This window comes from Thermohalobacter berrensis, assembly GCF_003609645.1.
Lineage (GTDB): Bacteria > Bacillota > Clostridia > Tissierellales > Thermohalobacteraceae > Thermohalobacter > Thermohalobacter berrensis.
This window is the reverse complement of the sequence record NZ_MCIB01000003.1, coordinates 1-22,693: the sequence shown is the minus strand read 5'-3', so window position 1 is coordinate 22,693 and position 22,693 is coordinate 1. Positions and strand designations below refer to the sequence as shown.

The following is a 22,693-nucleotide window of genomic DNA, read 5'->3' as shown; positions in this document are numbered from 1 at the left end:
GTTAAGAAATTTTCAAAGTTAAAAAGTAATCTTAAGTTATTTAAATCCAAAAAGCAAATGAGAAGGAGGAATAGTATGGAATTTAATCTTAAAGAAGGCTTAAAAGCTACTGTGGAAAAGGTAGTAACAGAGAATGATACAGCTGCTAAGTTTGGAAGTGGGGATATAAAAGTTTTTGCAACACCAATGATGATAGGGTTAATGGAGAATGCTGCTCTTAAAGCAGTTGACAAAGAATTAGGTAAAGAGCATGCAACAGTGGGAATCCATTTAGATGTAAAGCATATTGCAGCAACTCCAATTGGAATGAAGGTAACTGCAAAGGCAGAATTAACTAAAATTGAAGGAAAGAAGCTTTACTTTAAAGTAGAAGCCTATGATGAAAAAGAAAAAATAGGAGAAGGAACACATAAAAGATACATAATAAATGTTGATAAGTTTTTAAACAGTATAGAGAATAAGTAATTTTACGACATGTGTAGCTAATATTTGATGGAAAAGTGACAATATTTCCCGAGAAATATTTTTTTAAGTCGAAAAAGGCATATATGATTTATATGAATATTTGATATATATAGTCATATATATTATAATAGAGATGACAAATTATTCAGATTATTTTGACAATACCATGTAGTTATGGGGGTAAAAAAACCTTTTACCTTAAAGTAGCTACAGCACGGTATGATTAGGACTACTATGTCCTAATTTACCGTGCTTTTATTTTTTTAGAGGGAGTTATAAAACTAAAGAAAAAAATAAAAAAGTTAAAGAATGATAAGGGGGAGTAAAGAGGTGAGTTTTAATTTAATTACATGGATTACAAATCCATTTGTATTGATGTTTATTGCAGTAGCTACAGGTATGTTATTTGGTAGGATTAAGTTTGGTAAATTCAACTTTGGAGTATCAGGCACACTATTTACAGGTTTAATAATTGGCTGGGGGATTTATAAACTAGGAATTGGAATAAAAGAAGGCCAACCTGGGTATGATGCTGCTCAAAAGATGCTGGCATCTCAAGTTATACCTAAAGACTTTTTCTATCTTTTCTTAATTCTCTTTGTTGCAGCAGTAGGTCTTTTAGCTGCTAAAGATATGGGAGCAGTTTTAAAAAAGTACGGAACTAAATTTGTAGTTTTAGGCTTTATTGTTACACTACTGGGGGCTATGTCAACATATGGAATGACACTACTAAGTAAAGAGGCTAATCCATATGAAGTATCAGGTGTCTATACAGGGGCTTTAACTAGTTCACCAGGGTTAGCTGCAGCTATTGAAACAGCCAGAAAGCATGCAACAGAAAAGGTTACTAAGTTTGAAAGTTTGCCTTTAGAAGAAAAAGAAGAGATAATGATTAGTTTAGATACGTTAACAGCTTCAGAAGATATGAGTAATACTAAGTTGACAGAAACACAGAAGCAGCAATTTATTAAAAATGCAGAGGCAGGAATTGGAGTAGGACATGCTATTGGATATCCCTTTGGAGTTTTAATAGTAATATTTGCTGTAAACTTTTTCCCCAAAATATTCAAAATTAATGTTGAAGAAGAAAGGAAAATATATAGAAAAGAGATGAAGGAGGCTAGAGAAAATTCAAACAGTAGAGAAATTGAGAATGTAAAATTTGATTTAATAGGTTTTACTTTTGCATGTTTATTTGGTTATACTATAGGAAAAATAAAGATATTTTTAGGACCATTAGGATATTTTAGTTTAGGCTCAACAGGTGGAGTATTAATAGGTTCTCTTTTACTTGGTTACATAGGGAAAATAGGTTTTATTAATTTTAGAATGGATGGTAAGGTATTAGGTATAATCAGACAATTAGCATTAGCATTCTTTTTAGCAATAGTGGGATTAAGATATGGATATAGAGTATTTTATGCTTTATCTGGTGCAGGTTTATATTTAGCTGTTGTGTCATTAGTTGTTGGTATAGTTGCAATGCTAGTAGGTTTCTTTATAGGAAGATATGGATTTAGAATAAATTGGATAATGCTATCTGGTGCTATTTGTGGTGGTATGACTTCTACACCAGGACTTGGAGCTGCAATTGAAGCTGTAGGCAGTGATGAACCTGCAGCTGGATATGGAGCAACCTACCCATTTGCATTATTAGGCATGGTTATTTTTACCATAATTCTACATAGATTACCTATGTAAATTGGAGGTGATTTGTTGTCTGAAAATAAGATGTTTATAAGTGGGTATGCAAAATTACCACAGGGAATTACAGCAAATAAGCTTTATGACGTTATAGCTATAGGTCTTTTGGTAGATAAAGAAACAGGTAAAATACTAGATGCAGATTGTTCATTAGTTACTAGAGTAGCCCAAAGTTTTGTAAGAGAGCTTTTAATTGGGGAAAGTCTAAATAATTTTGAAAAAATAGAAGACAAACTTAAAAGACAGTATTTTGGATCTGCAAAAAAGGCCTTAATTTCTGCATGTAAGATTTGTAATGAAAAATATATACAAATAATTGAAAATAGATATTGTGATGATTAAAAAAAGGAGTGGGGGATATATGCTAGATGAAAGGATAAGATGTTCTAGATTAAAAGATAAAATTATGACAGCCGAAGAAGCTGCTGAAATTTTTAAAGACGGAATGATAGTAGGAACAAGCGGATTTACACCTGCTGGTTATCCTAAAGCTGTTCCTAAGGCACTGTCGGAAAGGGCTAAAAAAGGGGAAAAAGTTGAAATATCCATAATAACGGGAGCATCAGTTGGTGATGAATTAGATGGTGAACTGGCTAGAACTGGTGTTATGACAAGAAGATATCCATATCAAACTAATAAAAGCTGTAGGGATGGAATAAACAATGGAGATATTGAGTATGCAGATATGCATTTAAGTCATGTTCCCCAATGGGTAAAGTACGGTTTTTTCGGGAAAATAGATATAGCTTTAGTTGAAGCAGTAGCAATTACAGAAGAGGGTGGAATAGTTCCATCAACCTCTATAGGAAATTCCAACGTGTTTGTTGAGAAGGCTGATAAGGTAATTGTAGAGATAAATACTAGCCAACCACTAGAGCTCGAAGGAGTACATGATTTATATAGTCCTGCAAATCCACCATATAGAAAACCTATTCCAATAGAGAAGGTTGAAGATAGAATAGGAACTACTTTTATTCCATGTGATAAGGATAAAATTGCTGCTATTGTTATAACAGATATTAAAGATAATACTAGGAAAGTAAGTCCAATAGATGATATTGCTAAGAGAATGGCTGGACATTTAATAGACTTTCTTGAAAATGAGGTAAAGCATGGTAGACTTCCTGAAAAACTTCTTCCACTTCAATCGGGAGTAGGAAGTGTAGCAAATGCAGTATTAGGGGGCTTATTAGATAGTAAATTTGAAGACTTATTAATTTATTCAGAAGTATTGCAGGATTCAGTGTTTGATCTTTTAGAAGCAGGAAAAATAAAATTTGCATCAGGAACATCCCTTACAATATCACCGGAAAGATTAGAGGACTTTTATGAAAAATTTAAAGATTATAGAGGAAATATAATATTAAGGCCACAAGAAATAAGTAATAATCCAGAAGTTATTAGAAGATTAGGAATTATAGCTATGAATACAGCTATAGAGGTAGATATATTTGGGAATGTAAACTCAACAAATATAATGGGAAGTAGAATGATGAATGGTATTGGAGGATCAGGGGACTTTACAAGAAATGCTTATCTTTCAATATTTACAACTCAGTCTATAGCAAAAAATGGGGACATATCATCTATTGTACCTATGGTTTCACATATTGACCATACAGAGCATGATGTTCATGTAATTGTTACTGAACAAGGTGTAGCAGACTTAAGAGGACTAAGTCCAAAGGAAAAGGCTGAGAAAATAATAGAGAATTGTTCTCATCCTGATTATAAAGATATGTTAAAAGAATATTATAATCAAGCTGTAAAAAATAGTAAATATAAACATACACCTCATATAATAGAAGATGCTTTATCTTGGCATAAAAGATACTTAGAAACAGGAAGTATGAAAATATAACAATGTTAGTTATTAACAAAATTTAATTTTTTTATGAAAATCATTAAAGGAATAATTAAAAAACTATAGAATAACTTATAATGTGAAACAATAGTTTCAAAATTTAAAAAATTTGAAATAAATATTGCATTACTATTTTTAATGTAATAGGCTATAAGTGAGGAATTTTTATTATTTAAATTATGGGAAAACATTTCCCTTGGAGGCTTAATTAAGTTATAAGGGGGCTTAAAGATGTTTGAAGATGAAAAATTGGAAAAAATAAGAAACTCAAAAAAGGAATGGCAGGAAACCACTTTATCTAAGACTATTTCAAGGTTTCCAGAGAGAAAAGAAAAATTTAGAACAGGATCAGGGGATGAAGTAAAACGACTATACACACCAGAAGACGTTAAAGATTTTGATTATAATGAAGAGCTAGGATTTCCAGGGCAGTATCCATATACTAGAGGCGTTCAACCTACTATGTACAGAGGTAGACTTTGGACTATGAGGCAGTATGCTGGATATGCAACTGCTGAGGAATCTAACAAGAGATATAAATATCTATTAGAACAGGGACAGACAGGACTAAGTGTTGCATTTGACCTTCCAACACAAATTGGATATGATTCAAACCATCCATTAGCTGAAGGAGAAGTTGGGAAAGTAGGAGTTGCAATAGATTCACTTAAAGATATGGAAATTCTTTTTGACGGAATACCTTTGGATAAGGTTAGTACTTCAATGACAATAAATGCACCTGCTGCAGTGTTGTTGGCAATGTATATTGCTGTTGCCGAAAAACAGGGCGTATCTCAAGATAAGCTAAGGGGAACTATTCAAAATGATATATTAAAGGAATATATTGCTAGGGGAACTTACATATTCCCACCACAACCATCTATGAGACTTATAACTGATATTTTCGAGTATTGCTCAAAAAATGTACCTAAATGGAACACTATTAGTATAAGTGGTTATCACATAAGAGAGGCTGGTTCTAGTGCAGTTCAAGAAGTTGCCTTTACACTTGCTAACGGGATAGCTTATGTACAGGCAGCTATAGATGCTGGATTAGATGTGGATTCCTTTGCTCCAAGATTATCATTCTTCTTTAATGCTCATAATGACCTATTAGAAGAAGTTGCAAAATTTAGAGCAGCAAGAAGATTATGGGCAAAGATTATGAAGGAAAGATTTAAGGCTAAGAATCCAAAATCAATGAGAATGAAGTTCCATACACAAACTGCAGGTTCAACACTTACTGCACAACAGCCTGATAATAATATAATTCGTGTTACTATACAGACCCTTGCTGCTGTATTAGGTGGGACACAATCACTTCATACAAATTCCAGAGACGAAGCATTAGCTCTTCCTACAGAGGAGTCTGTTAGAATTGCATTAAGAACACAACAGATAGTAGCACACGAAAGTGGTGTAACTGAAACTATAGATCCACTTGCAGGCTCATACTATGTGGAAAGCTTAACAAATAAAATAGAAGAAGAGGCAGCTAAATATATAGAGAAAATTGATGAACTTGGAGGTTCACCAAAGGCTATTGAGAAGGGGTATGTACAAAAAGAGATACAAGAAAGTGCTTATGACTATCAAAAAGAAGTAGAAAGTGGAAAGAGAATAGTAGTTGGGGTTAATAAATATCAAATAGATGAAGAACCACCAAAAGATATATTAAAGGTAGACCCTGAGGTAGAGAGACTTCAAAGAGAGAAATTAGAAAACTTAAAAGAAGAAAGGGATAATGAAAAAGTAAAGGCTTCATTAGAAGCTTTAAGGACAGCTGCACAAGGTAGTGAAAATACAATGCCATATATTCTAGATGCAGTTAAAGCCTATGCTACTTTAGGGGAAATCTGCGGAGTATTAAGAGAAGAATTCGGTGAATATCAACAGTCAATTATTCTTTAATTGTATAACTAACTGATTAAGAGGAGGTTAAATAATGAGTGAAAAACCAATTAGGGTATTAGTTGCTAAGCCTGGCCTTGATGGACATGATAGAGGGGCTAAAGTTATAGCTAGAGCTTTAAGGGATGCTGGTATGGAAGTTATATATACTGGATTAAGACAAACACCAGAGCAAATAGCAGCCGCAGCAATCCAAGAGGATGTTGATGTTGTAGCCATGAGTATATTATCAGGTGCACATAATCATCTATTTCCAAAAGTAGTAAAGCTATTAAAGGACCAAAATGCAGATGATATCTTGATCATAGGCGGAGGTGTTATACCAGAAGATGATATTCCAGGTCTAAAGGAAGCAGGAATAGCAGAAATATTCACTCCTGGAACTTCTACAACTGAGGTTATAGAGTATATAGAGAATAGCGTGAAAAAATCCTCTTAAAATTAGGTGGTGCTTAATTTGGAATTGGCAGAAAGGTTACTAAAGGGAGATAAGAGGGCATGTGCCCGTCTTATCTCCTTGGTTGAAAATGAAGATAAAGAAGCTGTAGATATACTAAAAAAACTTTATAAGCATACAGGTAATGCACACATAATTGGAATTACTGGTCCTCCTGGTGGAGGAAAAAGTACATTAACAGATAAGCTTGCAAAAATGCTAAGAAAAGAAGGGAAAAAGATAGGTATAATAGCAGTTGACCCAACAAGTCCATTTACTGGAGGTTCAATACTAGGAGATAGAGTTCGGATGTCAGATTTAACTACAGACCCTGGAGTGTTTATAAGAAGTATGGGTACAAGGGGACATCTAGGAGGTCTTTCTAAAGGTACACAAAGTGCTATAAAAGTACTAGACATATATGGTGCGGACTATATTTTTGTTGAAACAGTAGGTGTAGGACAATCTGAAGTAGATATAGTAAAAACAGCTGATACAGTAGTTATGGTTATGGTACCTGGTTTAGGAGACGATATACAGGCAATAAAGGCCGGGGTAATGGAAATAGGTGACATATTTGTGGTTAATAAAAGTGACCTTGAGGGTGCTGATAGAACAGCACTTGAAATAGAAATGATGCTTGACTTTAAAAAACACAATGGATGGAGGCCACCGGTTATAAAGGCTTCAGCAACAGAAAAGACAGGTATTGATAATATAATTGAAAAAATAAAAAACCATAAAAATCATATGGTGAAAACAGGTCAATTTCATATTAGAAGAGAGGAAAATATAAAACTTGAAATATTAAACTTAGTAAAAGAGAAGCTAATGACAATGATTGCTAAAAAAAGCAATGACTCTAATGAAATTGATAGTTTATATAAGGATGTACTAGAAAAAAGATTAGATCCTTATACAGCTAGGGATAAAATTATTGATTTAGTTAAGAAATAAATAATATTCATAATTTTAAAGGAGGGGCTTATAATGGTAAAAAAGGTAGATCATATTGGTGTAGCAGTTAAAAGTTTAGATGAAACCCTTAAGTTTTATAAAGATGTATTAGGAATGAAGCTTGAGGGTACGGAAGTTGTAGAGGATCAAAAGGTTAAAGTGGCTTTCCTTCCTATAGGAGATACTGAAATAGAACTTTTAGAATCAACAGATAAGGAAGGTCCTATAGCTAGATACATAGAAAAAAGAGGAGAAGGTATACAACATATAGCCTTTAGAGTTGATGATATAGAAAAAGCCATTGAAGAAATGAAGGAAAAGGGAATAAGAATGATAGATGAAAAGCCTAGATATGGAGCTGGAGGAGCTAAAATTGCCTTTTTACATCCAAAAAGTACACATGGTGTCTTAGTAGAACTTTGTGAAAGGAAATAGTGTAATAAGTTTGGGGAGGGTTTTAAATGGCCAATGAAAAAATTGAACAATTGCGCGCATCTATAGAAAAAATAAAGCTCGGTGGAGGGCCTGAAAAGATAGAAAAACAACATAAAAGAGGGAAATATACTGCTAGAGAAAGAATAGATATGCTTTTAGATGAAGGAAGCTTTGTTGAAATAGATGCATTTGTTAAACATAGATGTACAAATTTTGGTCTTGATAAAAAAGAAATACCTGGAGAAGGTGTTGTTACAGGATACGGGACTATAGATGGAAGACTTGTATATGTATTTGCTCAAGATTTTACTGTAATGGGCGGTTCCCTAGGTGAAATGCATGCAGCAAAAATAGGTAAGATTATGGATATGGCACTAAAAACAGGAGCACCTGTAATTGGACTTAATGATTCTGGTGGAGCTAGAATTCAAGAGGGTGTTGATGCACTTGCTGGATATGGAAGGATATTTTATAAAAATTCTATAGGTTCAGGAGTTATACCACAAATATCAGTAATTATGGGACCATGTGCAGGTGGAGCAGTTTATTCACCAGCCTTAACGGACTTTATATTTATGGTTAAAAATACTAGCAAAATGTTTATTACAGGTCCACAGGTTATAAAGACTGTAACAGGTGAAGATGTATCAGCTGAAGAATTAGGTGGAGCAATGACACACAACAGAGTAAGTGGAGTAGCCCATTTTGTAGATGAAAATGAAGAAGAAACTTTAAACAGGGTAAGAAGACTTTTAAGCTTTTTACCTTCAAACAACTTAGAAGAACCTCCTGTAATTGAAACAGGGGATGATATTAATAGAATGGATGATAAACTAAATGAAATTGTCCCAGAAAATCCTAATAAACCTTATGATATGAAAGAAATTATTACATCAATTTCTGATAACGGAGAGTTTTTAGAAGTTCAACCTTATTTTGCACAGAATATAATAACTGGTTTTATTAGGTTAAATGGAAAGTCAATAGGTGTAATTGCAAATCAACCAAGATTTTTAGCAGGTTGTCTTAACATAGATGCTGCAGATAAGGCATCAAGATTTATAAGAACATGTGATGCTTACAATATACCTATTCTTAATTTAGTAGATGTACCTGGATTCTTACCGGGAACAGACCAAGAATATGGTGGAATAATAAGACATGGTGCAAAAATGCTATATGCTTACAGTGAAGCTACAGTTCCAAAGGTAACATTAATAACAAGAAAGGCTTACGGTGGTTCATATTTAGCAATGTGTAGTAAAGATATGGGAGCGGATATGGTATTAGCTTGGCCAAATGCAGAAATAGCTGTTATGGGGCCAGAAGGTGCAGCAAATATAATATTTAAGAGAGAAATAAAGAATTCTGAAGATCCTATAACTACCAGGGCGGAAAAAATAAAAGAATATAGAGATACAGTGGCAAATCCATATGTTGCAGCTTCTAGAGGATTTGTTGATAGTATAATCGAACCGAAGGAAAGTAGACCAAGAATTATAAATGCTTTTGATATGTTAGCAAGTAAGAGGGAAAATAGACCAGCCAAGAAACATGGAAATATGCCACTATAAAAGAGGTGAGTTGATTGTTTGAAGGATTAGGAGAAAAGGTAACAATGTCTCAAGCTTTGATAATTACTGTAATGAGTATGGGAATAGTATTTCTAGCACTTTTAGCAATATCATACATAATAAGTGGATTTGAAAAGGTATTCTATAAAAGGGACAATAAGACTGTAGTTAAAAAGGATAGTCAAAATAAAAAAGTAACTAAAAATATGGATAATGAAAAAGATAAGACTGATGAAGATGAGGAAGAATTAATTGCCGTTATAGCAGCAGCAATAGCAGCTAATTTATCAAAGTCAATAAAAGATATTAAAATTAGAAGTATAAGAAGGGTTCCTCAAAGTACATCTATATGGGCTAAAGCAGGCAGAGAAGAGCAAATTTATAACAAATTATAAGGTTAAGGAGGACTAATCAATGAAAAAATATCGTATAACTGTAAATGGTAAGACCTACGAGGTTGAAGTAGAAGAATTAGGAAAAGAGAATACGGTTAGTAAAGCTACTACAACTTCACCAAAAAAGGTTATGCCACAACCTAAAGTAGAAAAACCAAAGACAGTAGCCAAACCGTCTGAACCTAAGCAAGAATCAAAGCCAGAAAAAACAGAAACTAAATCTGTACCACAAGGTGCTGAAACAATTAAAGCACCAATGCCAGGTACAATATTAGATATAAAGGTAAATGAAAATGATAGAGTAAAAGAGGGAGAAGTTTTAGTGATACTTGAGGCAATGAAGATGGAAAATGAAATAGTAGCACCAAGGGATGGAAAGGTAGTATCAATAAACGTTACAAAAGGTCAGGCAGTAAATGCTCAAGACCCATTAGTATCCCTTGAATAAAAATAGTTAGAAAGAGAGGTAACCTCAATGGAAATACTGCAGGAGTTTTGGACAAGTACTGGAATCTCTGCATTAACTTTAAAAGAGACAATAATGATTTTAATTGCTTGTGGACTCTTTTATCTAGCAATAAAAAAGGAATATGAGCCATATCTTTTAATACCCATAGGTTTCGGAATGCTATTAGTTAATCTACCCCTTTCTGGTGTTATGGAAGAGAGCGGACTTTTAAGGATAATATATTGGGGAACAGAAAATGGACTATATCCACCATTAATATTTTTATGTGTAGGAGCAGCAACAGACTTTGGTCCGCTTATAGCAAATCCAAAGAGTCTACTATTAGGTGCAGCAGCCCAGTTTGGAATATTCTTTACATTCATAGGAGCAATACTTTTAGGATTCACAGGGCCGGAGGCAGCGTCAATAGGGATAATTGGAGGTGCAGATGGACCAACAGCACTATTCTTAACATCGCAACTAGCTCCAGACCTACTAGGAGCAATAGCAGTTGCAGCATACTCATATATGGCATTAGTACCTATAATTCAACCACCAATAATGAAACTATTAACAACAGAAGAGCAAAGAAAAATAAAGATGGAACAATTAAGACCAGTATCAAAGAAGGAAAAGGTAATATTCCCAATAGTAGTAACAGTATTTACAATACTATTATTACCATCATCAGCACCATTAATAGGAATGCTAATGTTTGGAAACTTAATAAGAGAGGCAGGAGTAGTTCCGAAGTTGGCAGAAACAGCCCAAAATTCACTTCTTTACATAGTTACAATACTACTTGGTATAACAGTAGGAGCAAAGGCAAAGGCAGATGTGTTTTTAACAGTAGATACAATAAAAATAGTGGTATTAGGATTAATAGCATTTTCAATAGGAACAGCAACAGGATTATTATTTGGAAGGCTAATGCATAAGCTAACTAAGGGAAAAGTAAATCCATTAATAGGAGCAGCAGGAGTATCAGCAGTGCCAATGGCAGCAAGGGTAGTACAAAAGGAAGGGCAAAAAGCAAACCCATCAAACTTTTTATTAATGCATGCAATGGGACCAAATGTTGCAGGGGTTATAGGTTCAGCAGTTGCTGCAGGAATATTACTTAATATATTTGGATAGAAATACAATTAACAATTTACAATGGACAATTAACAATTAAATACAATTGAAATAAAAATTAAAAATTGAAAATGTAAAATATGATAAATACAATTGACAATTGAGAATTAATGAAGCAGGAAATTTTTCCCATTTCATAATGTTAAATTTTAAATTGTGAATGTTAAATTAGAAAAGCAATTGAGAATTAAATAAGCTAGTATAGCGCAGACTAAAGTCTGCGTTTTTTTATGTTAAGGTATTACGAATCCCTCAGCAACAAACCTAACCACTACCCACTACTCACTAAAAACTGCATTTGAAAAGCAATTAAAAATTGAAAATGTAAAATGGAAAACTAGGAATACAATTGAGAATGAAAAATTACAGACCTACTTGAAAATCTTTTGTTTTTATATAGAAGACTTTTTTATATAATATTATTGAATTCAAATTACTATTTCGGGTAATAAATAAACTAAAGGAGGTGTGTAAATGAAAGGATTAATAGATCTAATTTTAGAAAGTGATAAAGAAAGGTCAACAGATAACTTTATTAAAGGTGTTACAGTAGGAACTTTAATTGGTAGTGCAGTAGGTATTATTGCTGGGATGCTTTTAGCCCCAGATTCAGGTGATAAAACAAGAGAAAAGCTTAAAGAAAATGTAGAAAACGTGAAAAGTAAAGTAAAAGATCAGATGAATGGAGTAAAAGATGCTGTTAAAGATGGATATTTTGAAATCAATTTACCAAAAAAGGAAAAAAAGAAAATTGAAATAGAGGAAGATGATGAAAACCTAATATATGTTTCTAAGGAAATAGAGGAAAAATTTGAACAGGCAAAGGAAGAAGGAGAAGAGGAATAAATTTAGTTTACAAGACACAAAAATTAGACTTTGACTTTATAAGTGAAATGCTGATGGAATAGTTCCATCAGCATTATTTTAGTTTGTATTATTGACTGATTTTAATAATTAAATAATTATCATTAAATATAGTTAAAGATAAAATGGTATAATTTTAGTAGCTTTTTTAATTAAAGGAGGATACCAGTGAAGGGGAAAATACTAAAACTTTTAAAGGATAATAAAGAGGACTTTATTTCAGGGGAAAAAATCAGTCAACAATTAAACGTAAGTAGAACATCTATATGGAAATATATAAAACAGTTAAAGGAAGAAGGATATAATATAGAGTCAGTATCACGAAAAGGCTATAGGCTTATTTCCTCACCAGACATACTAACATCAGAAGAAATCACACCCTACTTAAATACAGAGTATATTGGCAGAAAAATATTACACTTTGATTCAATAGATTCAACAAATATTAAAGCAAAGGAATTTGCTCAAAGAGGAGAAGAGGAAGGTACTGTAATAATTTCAGAAGAACAGACAAAAGGTAGAGGAAGATTAGGAAGAAGCTGGGCATCTCCAAAAGGTGAAGGTATATGGATGTCAATTATATTAAAACCTAATATTAATCCAATGGATGCTTCAAAGGTTACACAAATAGGAGCTGCAGCAGTATGTAATTCAATAAATGAAATGGGAATTGATGCTTTGATAAAATGGCCTAATGATATAGTTTTAAATAGAAAAAAAGTATGTGGTATATTAACAGAAATGAGTGCAGAATTAAATATTATTAATTATATTGTTATAGGAATAGGAATAAATGCCAATATAAGAAAGTTTCCAGAAGACATAAAAGATATGGCAACTTCTCTTAAATTAGAAATTGGAAATACAATTTCCAGAAAAAAATTAGTTGGGAAAATACTTAATAATTTTGAAGAATTGTATAATGAGTTAGTTAACAATAATTCAATAAGTAAATCCTTAAATATATGCAGAAAAAAATCAATTTTATTAGGCAATAAAGTAAAAATAATTTCTAGGAATCAAGAAATTATAGGGAAAGCTATTGATATAACTAATGAAGGTGAACTAATAATAGAAACTGAAAATGGCAAAAGAGAAAAGCTAATATCTGGTGAAGTATCAGTAAGGGGGCTATATGGATATGTATAGTGGTTATATTACAGATGTACCTGGAATAAAGGTTGGTCATGAACAAAATACTGAGGCTATGACAGGATGTACCGTTATAATGTGTGAAGAAGGTGCAATAGCAGGTGTAGATGTAAGAGGTTCAGCTCCTGGCACAAGGGAGACAGATCTTTTAGCATCAGAAAAACTAATAGATAGAGTTCATGCAGTAGTATTATCTGGAGGAAGTGCCTTTGGTTTAGATGCAGCTTCAGGGGTTATGAAATATTTAGAAGATAATGATATAGGGTTCGATGTAGGGGTAACAAAGGTTCCAATAGTTTGTAGTGCAGTTTTATTTGACTTAAATATAGGAAACCATAGAATAAGACCAGATTTTAATATGGGGTATAATGCCTGCTTAAATGCTAAAGATAAGGAAAAAGGACAAGGTAATATAGGTGCAGGTACTGGAGCAACTGTGGGAAAAATTTTAGGCCCTAAACATGCCATGAAATCAGGATTAGGAAGTGCAAGTATAAATATAGGAGAGCTCTGGGTTGGAGCAATTATTGCAGTAAACAGTTTTGGAGATGTATATGACTACAAAAATAATGAATTACTTGCTGGAGCATTTGATAGAAAGAACAATAGATTGGTTAATTCCTATGAATTAATGAAAAAAGAAGGAAAAGTTTCAGGGTTTCCTGGTCAAAATACAACAATAGGTGTAGTTGCAACTAATGGAAAACTTACTAAGCCCCAAGCCAATAAAGTAGCTCAAATGGCTCAAAATGGTTTAGCCAAATCTATTAATCCAATACATACAATGTTTGATGGTGACACAATTTTTGCATTATCAACAGGCAAAGTTAAGACAGATGTAAACTTAATTGGGACATTAGCCAGTGAAGTTGTATCAATGGCAATTGTTAATGCTATAAAAAGTGCTAAAAAATATAAGCATATCCCTGCTTGGACTGATATTAAATAAGGAAAATTACAGCTTTAAATTAAGTTGCATAAAAAAATTAAAACTGTTACAATTATGTAGGATAGGCTAGCATCTTAAGAGCTAGACCTGTTAAATAAAACTAAATACAGTTTCCTAAAGGACGTCTGGTATCCGCTAGGAGCTGGAACGGGAGGTAAGGTCTATGATTAAAAAGGGTTTATCATCTAATGAAGGTTCAAATAAGTATTTTACTATAAGAAGAATGGCTATTATTGGTGTTTTAGGTGGTATTTCAGCTATATTAGGATTAACACCTATAGGTTTTATACCTGTTGGACCAACAAGGGCTACTATAATGCATATACCTGTTATAATAGGAGCAATAATGGAAGGTCCACTAGTTGGTGCTATGGTAGGAGCCATATTTGGACTTTTTAGTATAATACAGGCTATAACTAATCCTACACCTATATCCTTTGTGTTTTTAAATCCCTTAGTATCTGTACTTCCTAGAATTCTTATAGGTATTACTGCATACTATTCCTATATATTCTTTAAGAAATTAGGTAATAAAGCTTCAATAGCAAGTTTAACAGTTATGTGGGGATTAGCTTTAGCATATCTTGTTAAAAATTTAATAAGTGGTTTAAATCAGGATATAAGTTCTACGAATTTATTTTTAAATGGTTTATTAATTTTACTTTCTATTCTAATTGGATATTTCTCATATAAAAAAATGAAAGTGAAGGCTATAGAAGTGGTAATAGCTGCAGCAATAGGTACTTTAACGAATACTATAGGGGTACTATCTATGATATATACTTTATATGCGGAAAGTTTCGTTGAGAAGATTGGAGCCAATCCAGAAGTAGCAGGCAAAGTAATCTTAGGTATCGGTCTTACAAATGGATTACCAGAAATAATTATAGCTATGATTATAGTAACCAGTGTAGTTATGTCATTAAAAAGGAAAATACCTAGAGAAGAATAAAGGAGAAGGTGGAGAAATTGATATTAGTTTTCGATGTAGGAAATACAAATATTGTATTTGGAGTATACAAAGGCAAAAAGCTTATAAACTTTTGGAGAATGTCTACAGATAAAAATAAAACATCTGACGAATATGGTATGATAATAAATCAGTTGTTTAAATACTATGGTTTAAAACTAAGTGATATAGATGCTGTTGTTATATCTTCAGTTGTTCCCCCTTTAATGTATACTTTACAAGCAACAGTTATAAAATATTTTAATAAAAAACCTTTGATTGTAGGTCCAGGTATTAAAACAGGAATGAATATAAGATACGATAATCCAAAGGAACTTGGGGCTGATAGAATTGTTAATGCAATTGCAGCTTATGAAAAATACGGTGGACCTTCAATAGTTATAGATTTTGGGACAGCAACAACCTTTTGTGCAATATCTGAAAAAGGTAGTTATTTAGGAGGCTGTATATCCCCTGGAATAAAAATCTCAAGTGAGGCTTTATTTCAGAGAACTGCTAAACTTCCAAAAATAGAATTAAAAAAGCCAGAAAAGGTTATTGGAAAAAATACAATAAATAGCATGCAGTCAGGAATTGTATATGGATATGTAGGACTTGTAGATTATATAGTAGAGAGAATGAAGGAAGAGATGGGTGGAGAGATTAAAAATGTTATTGCAACAGGGGGCTTGTCAACTCTTATTGCTAGTGAATCTAACACCATTACTAAAATAGATAAGTTATTAACATTGGATGGATTAAGAATAATATATGAAAGAAATAAGTAGCCTTCTAAGGCTACTTATTTCTGTATATAAAAAGAAATAGGAGTGATACTAGTGAAAATAGGGAATGTCTTAACAGATAATAATATTTTTTTAGCGCCAATGGCAGGAATAACCGATATGTCCTTTAGACTTATATGCAAAGAAATGGGAGCAGGTTTGGTATATAGCGAAATGGTAAGTTGTAAAGGTATGTATTATGGGGATAAAAAAACTAAAACTCTCCTGGCAATTGATAAAAAAGAAAGACCAATAGCAGTACAAATTTTTGGTTCTGACCCAGATATAATGGCTAAAGTAGTAGAGAAAAAGCTTAACAATAGAGAGGATATTGACATAATAGATATAAACATGGGTTGCCCAACACCTAAAATAGTAAAAAATGGTGATGGTAGCGCATTATTAAAGGACTCTAAGATGGCTGCCAAAGTAATGAGATCTGTAGTAAAGGCATCAAATAAGCCAGTCACAGTGAAAATTAGAACTGGTTGGGATGAAAATAGCATAAATGCTGTAGAAATAGCAAAAATTGCAGAAGCAGAAGGGGTAAGTGCCTTAGCTATACATGGAAGGACTAGGGAACAGTTTTATTCAGGTAATGCAGACTGGGATATTATAAAAAAAGTAAAAGAAAGTGTATCAATACCTATAATAGGTAATGGAGATATTTTTACAGTAGAAGATGGAAAGAAAATGTTTGATTATACTGGTTGTGATGCCATAATGATTGGAAGAGGTAGTAGAGGTAATCCATGGTTATTTAAAAGATTAAAAGTTTTTATGGAAACAGGAGAAATACTACCACCTCCTACTAATAATGAAAAAATAGATGTTATAATAAGACATCTTGAGCTCCTTGTAAAATTAAAGGGAGAAAGGGTTGCTGTCAAAGAAATGAGAAAACATATAGCATGGTATATAAAGGGAATGAGAAATGCTACTGAAATGAGAAGAAAAGTTAATACTATAGAAAGTAAGGAAAAATTAAAGGAGGAGCTTTACAAATATATGGAAAATATTATATAAGAGGTATTTAAAATGTAAATTGGAAAATACGAAACTTTTCTTTTTTAGATTTGTTAAAGAAATACATTTGCTTTTTATAAAACCAGTATTTAATGGGAATATATAATTGTAAATCTATAAACTTATTTTATTATGAGTAAGACAGGGGGAGAACTAAATTGAAAAGAGTAATAAGTGTAAGTTTAGGGTCATCAAAGAGAAATCATAAAGTTGAAACGGAACTCTTTGGTGAAAAGTTTTATATTGAAAGAATTGGTACAGATGGTGACAAGGAAAAAGTCATTGAACTTATTAAAGAATTAGATGGGAAAGTAGATGCATTTGGAATGGGAGGAACTGATTTATATTTAAGATGCAAAGATAAAAGGTATGTAATTAGGGAGTCATTAGAGATTAAAAGAGCAGCTAAAAAGACACCAATATTAGATGGAACTTATCTAAAAGATACACTTGAAAGAAGGGTTATAGAATACATAAACCAAAAGAATATTATTAAACTTAAAGGAAAAGAAGTATTAGTAACATCAGCATTAGATAGATATGGTATGGCAGAGTCCTTTGAGAAAGCCGGAAGTATTATGACTTATGGTGACTTAATCTTTGCTTTGGGAATACCTATTAAAATTAAATCATATAATACTTTATACAATGTGGCAAAAGTCATTGCACCTTTAGTAGTAAAATTACCATTTAGTATGTTATATCCTACAGGTAGTAAACAAAATCAATCACTAGAGAGTAGATTTTCAAAATATTATAATGAAGCAGATATTATAGCTGGGGATTTTCTATACATAAAAAGATATATGCCCCAAAATATGAAAGGAAAAATTGTTATTACAAATACGGTAACATCAAAGGATGTAGAGGATATGAAAAAAAGGGGAGTAGCAATATTAGTAACTACTACTCCTGAGTTAGATGGAAGATCCTTTGGAACTAATGTTATGGAAGCAGCAATAGTAGCTTTTTTAGGGAAGAATATTGACAAAATAAGTTCTGATGAGCTTAACAGAACACTAGACAGACTAAATTTTGAGCCTAGAATAGAGTATTTAAAAAATCAAAGGCAAGCATTATAGAAAAATTAAAAAGGGGGGAAAAATATATCTTGTAATAGTAAGTTTGTTTATGTAATTAAACCAAGTTACTATTATAAATATCTTAAAAGTGGAAGCTTGAAGTATATACCTAAAAAATTAATACTAGGATTTCATGATTTAATAAAACCTAGGAAGATTTGTGATTATTATAAGAATGATAGTAAAGAAATTATAGGATATGGTTTAGGGATATTTGTAACATATAAAGATATTAGTAGAGAAAAATATATTGAAAAAATTATTGATAGTATAAAAAATTTAAAGCTAGAGAATGTAGGTACCATATGTTTAGATAAGTTACAATTATTAAATTATGAGGATATAAAGAGAATAGAAAAAGAAACCAATCTAAAAATTGTCGATGGAAGAAAAGTAAATTCTAGTATAATTAATAGGGTGATAGAAAAGATATGTGATATTAATAATATACCATTACTTAAACAGGAATTGCTTATTATAAGTGATGGAACAGATATGTCAAGAAATTTAATTATTGATATATCCAAAAAGATAAATTATTTATCAGTAATGGAAAGTAATAAAGATTTTTTAGAAAAAGTAGAGAAAGAAGTATTGTACTCTACAGGACTGTCTATATGCTCTATTCAAAACTTAAATTTAAAGAGTATAAACAAGTTTAAATTTATAATTAATTTAAAAAATAATGTTAAACTAGATATAGGAAAAATAAATAAAAAAACTATTATAATTGACTTAAGTAAAGGAAAAGAGTTAAGCAAATATATTGTAGAAAGAAGAAAGGATTTAATGGTAATAGATGATTTTATATTAAAAGGTAACAATAAAGTTACAACCCAGCCTTTAGAATTTAAGTTACCTAAGGAGGTTCCATCACCTTTGTATCAGTTGATAGGAGATATTAATGAATCTAATCTTTTTAAAATAGTAATAAATAATAAATCCTATACAATAAAAGAAGCTTCAGATATTTATTTAAAAGAAAAAAGTAGTATGTCTAATTTTTATGTAAAAACTTGAAAAGACATTTGTCCACCTCTTGACAAGGTAAGATAGCTAAATTATAATAGTCAACATATATGGGGATAAAGTGTTGGAAAATTCTTTACTATAATTAAAATATTAATTAATACTACTATATAATAATTTAGAAAGGGAGAGAAGGTCAGTGGCAGATAAAGAAGTTATATTAACAGTTGAAGGTCTTAAAAAATTAGAAGAGGAATTAGAGCATCTTAAAACAGTAAAAAGAAAAGAGGTAGCTGAGAAGATAAAACATGCTTTAGCGTTTGGAGATATTAGTGAAAACTCAGAATATGATGAAGCTAAAAATGAACAAGCACAGGTTGAAGAAAAAATAGCAAAATTAGAAAGAATGCTAAGGAATGCTAAAGTAATTGACCAAGAAGATATTTCTTTAGATATAGTAAATGTTGGTTCAAAGGTTAAAGTAAAAGACCTTGAGTTTGAAGATGAAATAGAATATACAATAGTAGGTTCAGCTGAAGCAGATCCATATGAAGCTAAAATATCTAATGAATCCCCTGTTGGTAAGGCTTTAATCGGCAAAAGGGTTGGAGAAGTAGTAGAAGTACAAGTTCCAGATGGAGTGATAAAGTATGAAATACTAGAGATTAACAAATAGTTTGGAGGTGCTAAAGATGACGATTGAAGAAAACAATCTTAATGAAATGCTTAGACTGAGAAGAGAAAAGCTAAAAGAATTAAGAGAAATGGGACGAGACCCTTACAAAATAGAAAAATATGATGTTACTCATCATAGTAAAGATATAAAAGAAAATTTCGAAGATGTAGAAGGAGAAAGTGTAAGTGTATCTGGAAGGATAATGTCAAAAAGGGGACATGGTAAGGCAGGTTTTATTGATATACAGGATAGTAAAGGTAGAATCCAAATATTTGTAAAGGTTAATTTAATCGGAAAAGAAGAATACGAAATATTTAAGACATATGATATTGGAGATATAATAGGCGTTAAAGGTGAGGTATTTAAGACAAAAAGAGGCGAAATATCAATTAGAGCTAAAGAGATAACTCTTTTAACTAAGTCACTTCAAATACTTCCTGAAAAATTCCATGGCCTAAAAGATCCAGATTTAAGATATAGACAGAGATATGTAGATTTGATAGTAAATCCTGAAGTGAAAAAGACTTTCGTATTAAGAAGTAAAATAATAAAGGCAGTTAGAGAGTATTTAGACAATAGAGGTTTTCTTGAAGTTGATACACCTATATTAAATACAATTGCTGGAGGGGCATCAGCAAGACCATTTATAACTCATCATAATACATTAGATATTGATATGTATTTAAGAATAGCAAATGAGCTTTATTTAAAGAGACTTATAGTAGGTGGATTTGATAAAGTATATGAAATGGGAAGAATGTTCAGAAATGAAGGTATGTCTATAAAACATAATCCAGAATATACTGCAATAGAAATGTATCAAGCATATGCTGATTATGAAGATATGATGAGACTAACTGAGGAATTAGTTGCTTATGTTGCAGAAAAGGCACTAGGAACAACCAAGATTACATATCAAGGACAAGAAATTGATTTAACTCCACCATGGAATAGAATGACTATGGAAGAAGCGGTTAAGGAGTATGCAGGAGTAGATTTTGATGAAATCCAAACTGACGAAGAGGCTTTAAAGGTTGCTAAAGAGAAGGGGATAGAAATTAAGCCTGGTATGAAGAGGGGACATGTAATAAACGAACTATTTGAAGAATATGCAGAAAAACATTTAGTACAGCCTACTTTTATAACACATCACCCTGTAGAAGTTTCCCCTTTAGCTAAAAGAAACCCTGATGATCCTAGAAGAACTAATAGATTTGAAGCTTTTATAAATACTTGGGAAATAGCAAATGCCTTTTCAGAATTAAATGACCCAATTGACCAAAAGGAAAGATTTTTAGAACAGTTAAAACAAAGAGAAGCTGGAGATGAAGAGGCTCATATGATGGATTATGACTTTTTAAATGCTTTAGAAGTAGGGTTACCTCCTACAGGTGGACTTGGTATTGGTATAGACAGATTAATTATGATTTTAACTAACCAGTCATCTATAAGAGATGTAATATTATTCCCAACAATGAAACCTATTGATAACGAGTAAGAAAAAAGGCGTATTAGATAACCCAATCTAATACGCCTTTAAAATTTTGCAATGGAGTTGAATTAAGAATGTTTTATAATAGTTATACAGAAGAGATATATAATAAACTTAATAAAATACCAGAAAAGGCTTTTAAAGAATATAAAACTTCACAACTAATATATAATGAATTGTGTAAAATGGGTTATGAAATATATAAAAATATCGGGGGTACAGGAATAGTTGCAAAGCTTGATTCTGGTAATAGTGGTCCGATAGTTGGAGTTCGAGCAGATATGGATGCATTAGAATATAAAATTAATGGAAAGAAACAATATATCCATGCTTGTGGTCATGATGCCAATTGTGCCATGGTTCTAGGAATGGGAAAGGAAATAATTGAACAGGGAATAAAAAAAGGAAAGCTTATTCTCATATTTCAACCTGCTGAAGAAATAATGGCTGGAGCGAAAAAGATTATAGAAAGTGGGTATATCGATGAATTAGAAGAAATAATAGGTATACATTTAAGACCTGAAAAGGAAGCCAAATTAGGAGAAGCGACTCCTGCCCTTATTCATAGTGCTGCTAAAACCTTAAAGGTTAAGATTGTAGGGAAATCTGCTCATGCTTCAAGACCACACTTAGGTGTTAATGCTATAGATATTGGTGTATCATTAATAAATTCTATAAACAATATAAGAATGAATCCAAAAAATAATTATTCAATAAAGGCAACTCAATTTATTACAAGTAATAATTCATCAAATATAATTCCTGATTTAGTAAATATAACATTAGATTTAAGGGCTGAAACTAATGAAGTAATGGAAAAACTTTATTCTAAAGCAGAAAAATTAATTATCAATATTCCAAAAGTAATGGGAGCTAAAGGTGAAATAGTGGATAAAAAAGAGTGTCCTGCAGCTAAATACGATGACAACTTAGTTTCAATAGCAAAGGAGGCAATTACTAAAGTCCTTGGTAAAGTGCTTCCTTCGATATATACATATGGAGGAGAAGATTTTCATTATTATACAAAGGAATTAAAACTAAAAAGTACTTATATAGGTATAGGGGCAAATTTAAAGATGGGACTACATCATCCTAAAATGAACTTTGATATTAGAGCCTTAAACAAGGGAAAAGAGGTACTAAAAGAAATAATTTTAGCTAGATTAATATAAGAACTATTTTTAATATAAGACTTTTTTATTAATTACATGTTGACAATCTAATTTTTCTATGATAAATTATATAATCGCTGTGAGAAAAACAAAGCAATAAAAAAATCAAAAAAACCCTTGACACTCTATTAGATATTTGTTATAGTAATAAACGCTGATGAAAAAAACAGCGAAAAATAACATAAAAAAATTCAAAAAAACTCTTGACAAACAACAATTAATTTGATAGACTAATAAGAGTCGTCACAAAA

23 protein-coding genes are annotated in these 22,693 nt (G+C 31.7%); all 23 read left to right on the top strand.

Annotated features, from left to right (window positions below; all coding sequences use genetic code 11):
* Positions 1-75 precede the first annotated feature (75 nt).
* Positions 76-465 carry a thioesterase family protein gene (locus tag BET03_RS03440; protein ID WP_120167316.1) on the top strand — a complete coding sequence of 130 codons (390 nt, stop codon included), beginning with the start codon at positions 76-78 and terminating at the stop codon, positions 463-465.
* A gap of 330 nt (positions 466-795) precedes the next feature.
* The gene (locus BET03_RS03435; protein ID WP_183108708.1) at positions 796-2,166 is read left to right on the top strand and encodes an aspartate-alanine antiporter-like transporter; all 1,371 of its coding nucleotides are present in this window, start codon (positions 796-798) and stop codon (positions 2,164-2,166) included.
* A 15-nt stretch (positions 2,167-2,181) separates the two neighbouring features.
* Positions 2,182-2,511 carry a DUF3870 domain-containing protein gene (locus BET03_RS03430; RefSeq protein WP_120167312.1) on the top strand — a complete coding sequence of 110 codons (330 nt, stop codon included), beginning with the start codon at positions 2,182-2,184 and terminating at the stop codon, positions 2,509-2,511.
* Between the two features lie 19 nt (positions 2,512-2,530).
* Positions 2,531-4,030, top strand: a complete 1,500-nt coding sequence (locus BET03_RS03425; RefSeq protein WP_120167310.1) for an acetyl-CoA hydrolase/transferase family protein — start codon at positions 2,531-2,533, stop codon at positions 4,028-4,030.
* Between the two features lie 234 nt (positions 4,031-4,264).
* Positions 4,265-5,944, top strand: a complete 1,680-nt coding sequence (locus BET03_RS03420; RefSeq protein WP_120167308.1) for an acyl-CoA mutase large subunit family protein — start codon at positions 4,265-4,267, stop codon at positions 5,942-5,944.
* A gap of 34 nt (positions 5,945-5,978) precedes the next feature.
* Entirely contained in the window at positions 5,979-6,383 is a 405-nt protein-coding gene (locus BET03_RS03415) for a cobalamin B12-binding domain-containing protein (RefSeq protein ID WP_120167306.1), read from the top strand.
* 18 nt (positions 6,384-6,401) lie between these two features.
* Entirely contained in the window at positions 6,402-7,337 is a 936-nt protein-coding gene (gene meaB / locus BET03_RS03410) for a methylmalonyl Co-A mutase-associated GTPase MeaB (RefSeq protein ID WP_183108707.1), read from the top strand.
* A 33-nt stretch (positions 7,338-7,370) separates the two neighbouring features.
* Positions 7,371-7,772, top strand: coding sequence for a methylmalonyl-CoA epimerase (gene mce / locus BET03_RS03405; protein WP_120167302.1), 402 nt, complete (start codon positions 7,371-7,373; stop codon positions 7,770-7,772).
* A gap of 26 nt (positions 7,773-7,798) precedes the next feature.
* Positions 7,799-9,346, top strand: a complete 1,548-nt coding sequence (locus BET03_RS03400; protein ID WP_120167300.1) for an acyl-CoA carboxylase subunit beta — start codon at positions 7,799-7,801, stop codon at positions 9,344-9,346.
* 14 nt (positions 9,347-9,360) lie between these two features.
* Entirely contained in the window at positions 9,361-9,741 is a 381-nt protein-coding gene (locus BET03_RS03395; RefSeq protein ID WP_120167298.1) for an OadG family protein, read from the top strand.
* Positions 9,742-9,760: 19 nt separating this feature from the next.
* Positions 9,761-10,189, top strand: coding sequence for a biotin/lipoyl-containing protein (locus BET03_RS03390; protein ID WP_120167296.1), 429 nt, complete (start codon positions 9,761-9,763; stop codon positions 10,187-10,189).
* 27 nt (positions 10,190-10,216) lie between these two features.
* Positions 10,217-11,326 carry a sodium ion-translocating decarboxylase subunit beta gene (locus BET03_RS03385; protein WP_120167294.1) on the top strand — a complete coding sequence of 370 codons (1,110 nt, stop codon included), beginning with the start codon at positions 10,217-10,219 and terminating at the stop codon, positions 11,324-11,326.
* A 474-nt stretch (positions 11,327-11,800) separates the two neighbouring features.
* Positions 11,801-12,172: a YtxH domain-containing protein gene (locus tag BET03_RS03380; protein WP_120167292.1), complete on the top strand. Its 372-nt coding sequence runs from the start codon at positions 11,801-11,803 to the stop codon at positions 12,170-12,172.
* A 186-nt stretch (positions 12,173-12,358) separates the two neighbouring features.
* Positions 12,359-13,339: a biotin--[acetyl-CoA-carboxylase] ligase gene (locus BET03_RS03375; RefSeq protein ID WP_120167290.1), complete on the top strand. Its 981-nt coding sequence runs from the start codon at positions 12,359-12,361 to the stop codon at positions 13,337-13,339.
* On the top strand, positions 13,332-14,291 hold the full coding sequence (locus tag BET03_RS03370; protein ID WP_120167431.1) for a P1 family peptidase: 960 nt from the start codon (positions 13,332-13,334) through the stop codon (positions 14,289-14,291). The genes BET03_RS03375 and BET03_RS03370 overlap by 8 nt, the downstream gene beginning before the upstream one ends.
* Before the next feature lie 163 nt (positions 14,292-14,454).
* Positions 14,455-15,243, top strand: coding sequence for an ECF transporter S component (locus BET03_RS03365; RefSeq protein WP_120167288.1), 789 nt, complete (start codon positions 14,455-14,457; stop codon positions 15,241-15,243).
* Positions 15,244-15,251: 8 nt separating this feature from the next.
* On the top strand, positions 15,252-16,028 hold the full coding sequence (locus BET03_RS03360) for a type III pantothenate kinase (protein ID WP_479725445.1): 777 nt from the start codon (positions 15,252-15,254) through the stop codon (positions 16,026-16,028).
* A 51-nt stretch (positions 16,029-16,079) separates the two neighbouring features.
* On the top strand, positions 16,080-17,051 hold the full coding sequence (gene dusB / locus BET03_RS03355; RefSeq protein WP_120167284.1) for a tRNA dihydrouridine synthase DusB: 972 nt from the start codon (positions 16,080-16,082) through the stop codon (positions 17,049-17,051).
* A 158-nt stretch (positions 17,052-17,209) separates the two neighbouring features.
* Entirely contained in the window at positions 17,210-18,133 is a 924-nt protein-coding gene (locus BET03_RS03350; RefSeq protein ID WP_120167282.1) for a quinate 5-dehydrogenase, read from the top strand.
* A 96-nt stretch (positions 18,134-18,229) separates the two neighbouring features.
* Positions 18,230-19,153, top strand: coding sequence for a hypothetical protein (locus tag BET03_RS03345; protein ID WP_120167280.1), 924 nt, complete (start codon positions 18,230-18,232; stop codon positions 19,151-19,153).
* Positions 19,154-19,301: 148 nt separating this feature from the next.
* Complete coding sequence (greA, locus tag BET03_RS03340; protein WP_120167278.1) at positions 19,302-19,778, top strand: transcription elongation factor GreA; 477 nt, start codon at positions 19,302-19,304, stop codon at positions 19,776-19,778.
* Between the two features lie 16 nt (positions 19,779-19,794).
* Positions 19,795-21,276, top strand: a complete 1,482-nt coding sequence (gene lysS, locus BET03_RS03335; protein ID WP_120167276.1) for a lysine--tRNA ligase — start codon at positions 19,795-19,797, stop codon at positions 21,274-21,276.
* 68 nt (positions 21,277-21,344) lie between these two features.
* Positions 21,345-22,442, top strand: a complete 1,098-nt coding sequence (locus BET03_RS03330) for an amidohydrolase (protein WP_120167274.1) — start codon at positions 21,345-21,347, stop codon at positions 22,440-22,442.
* Positions 22,443-22,693 lie beyond the last annotated feature (251 nt).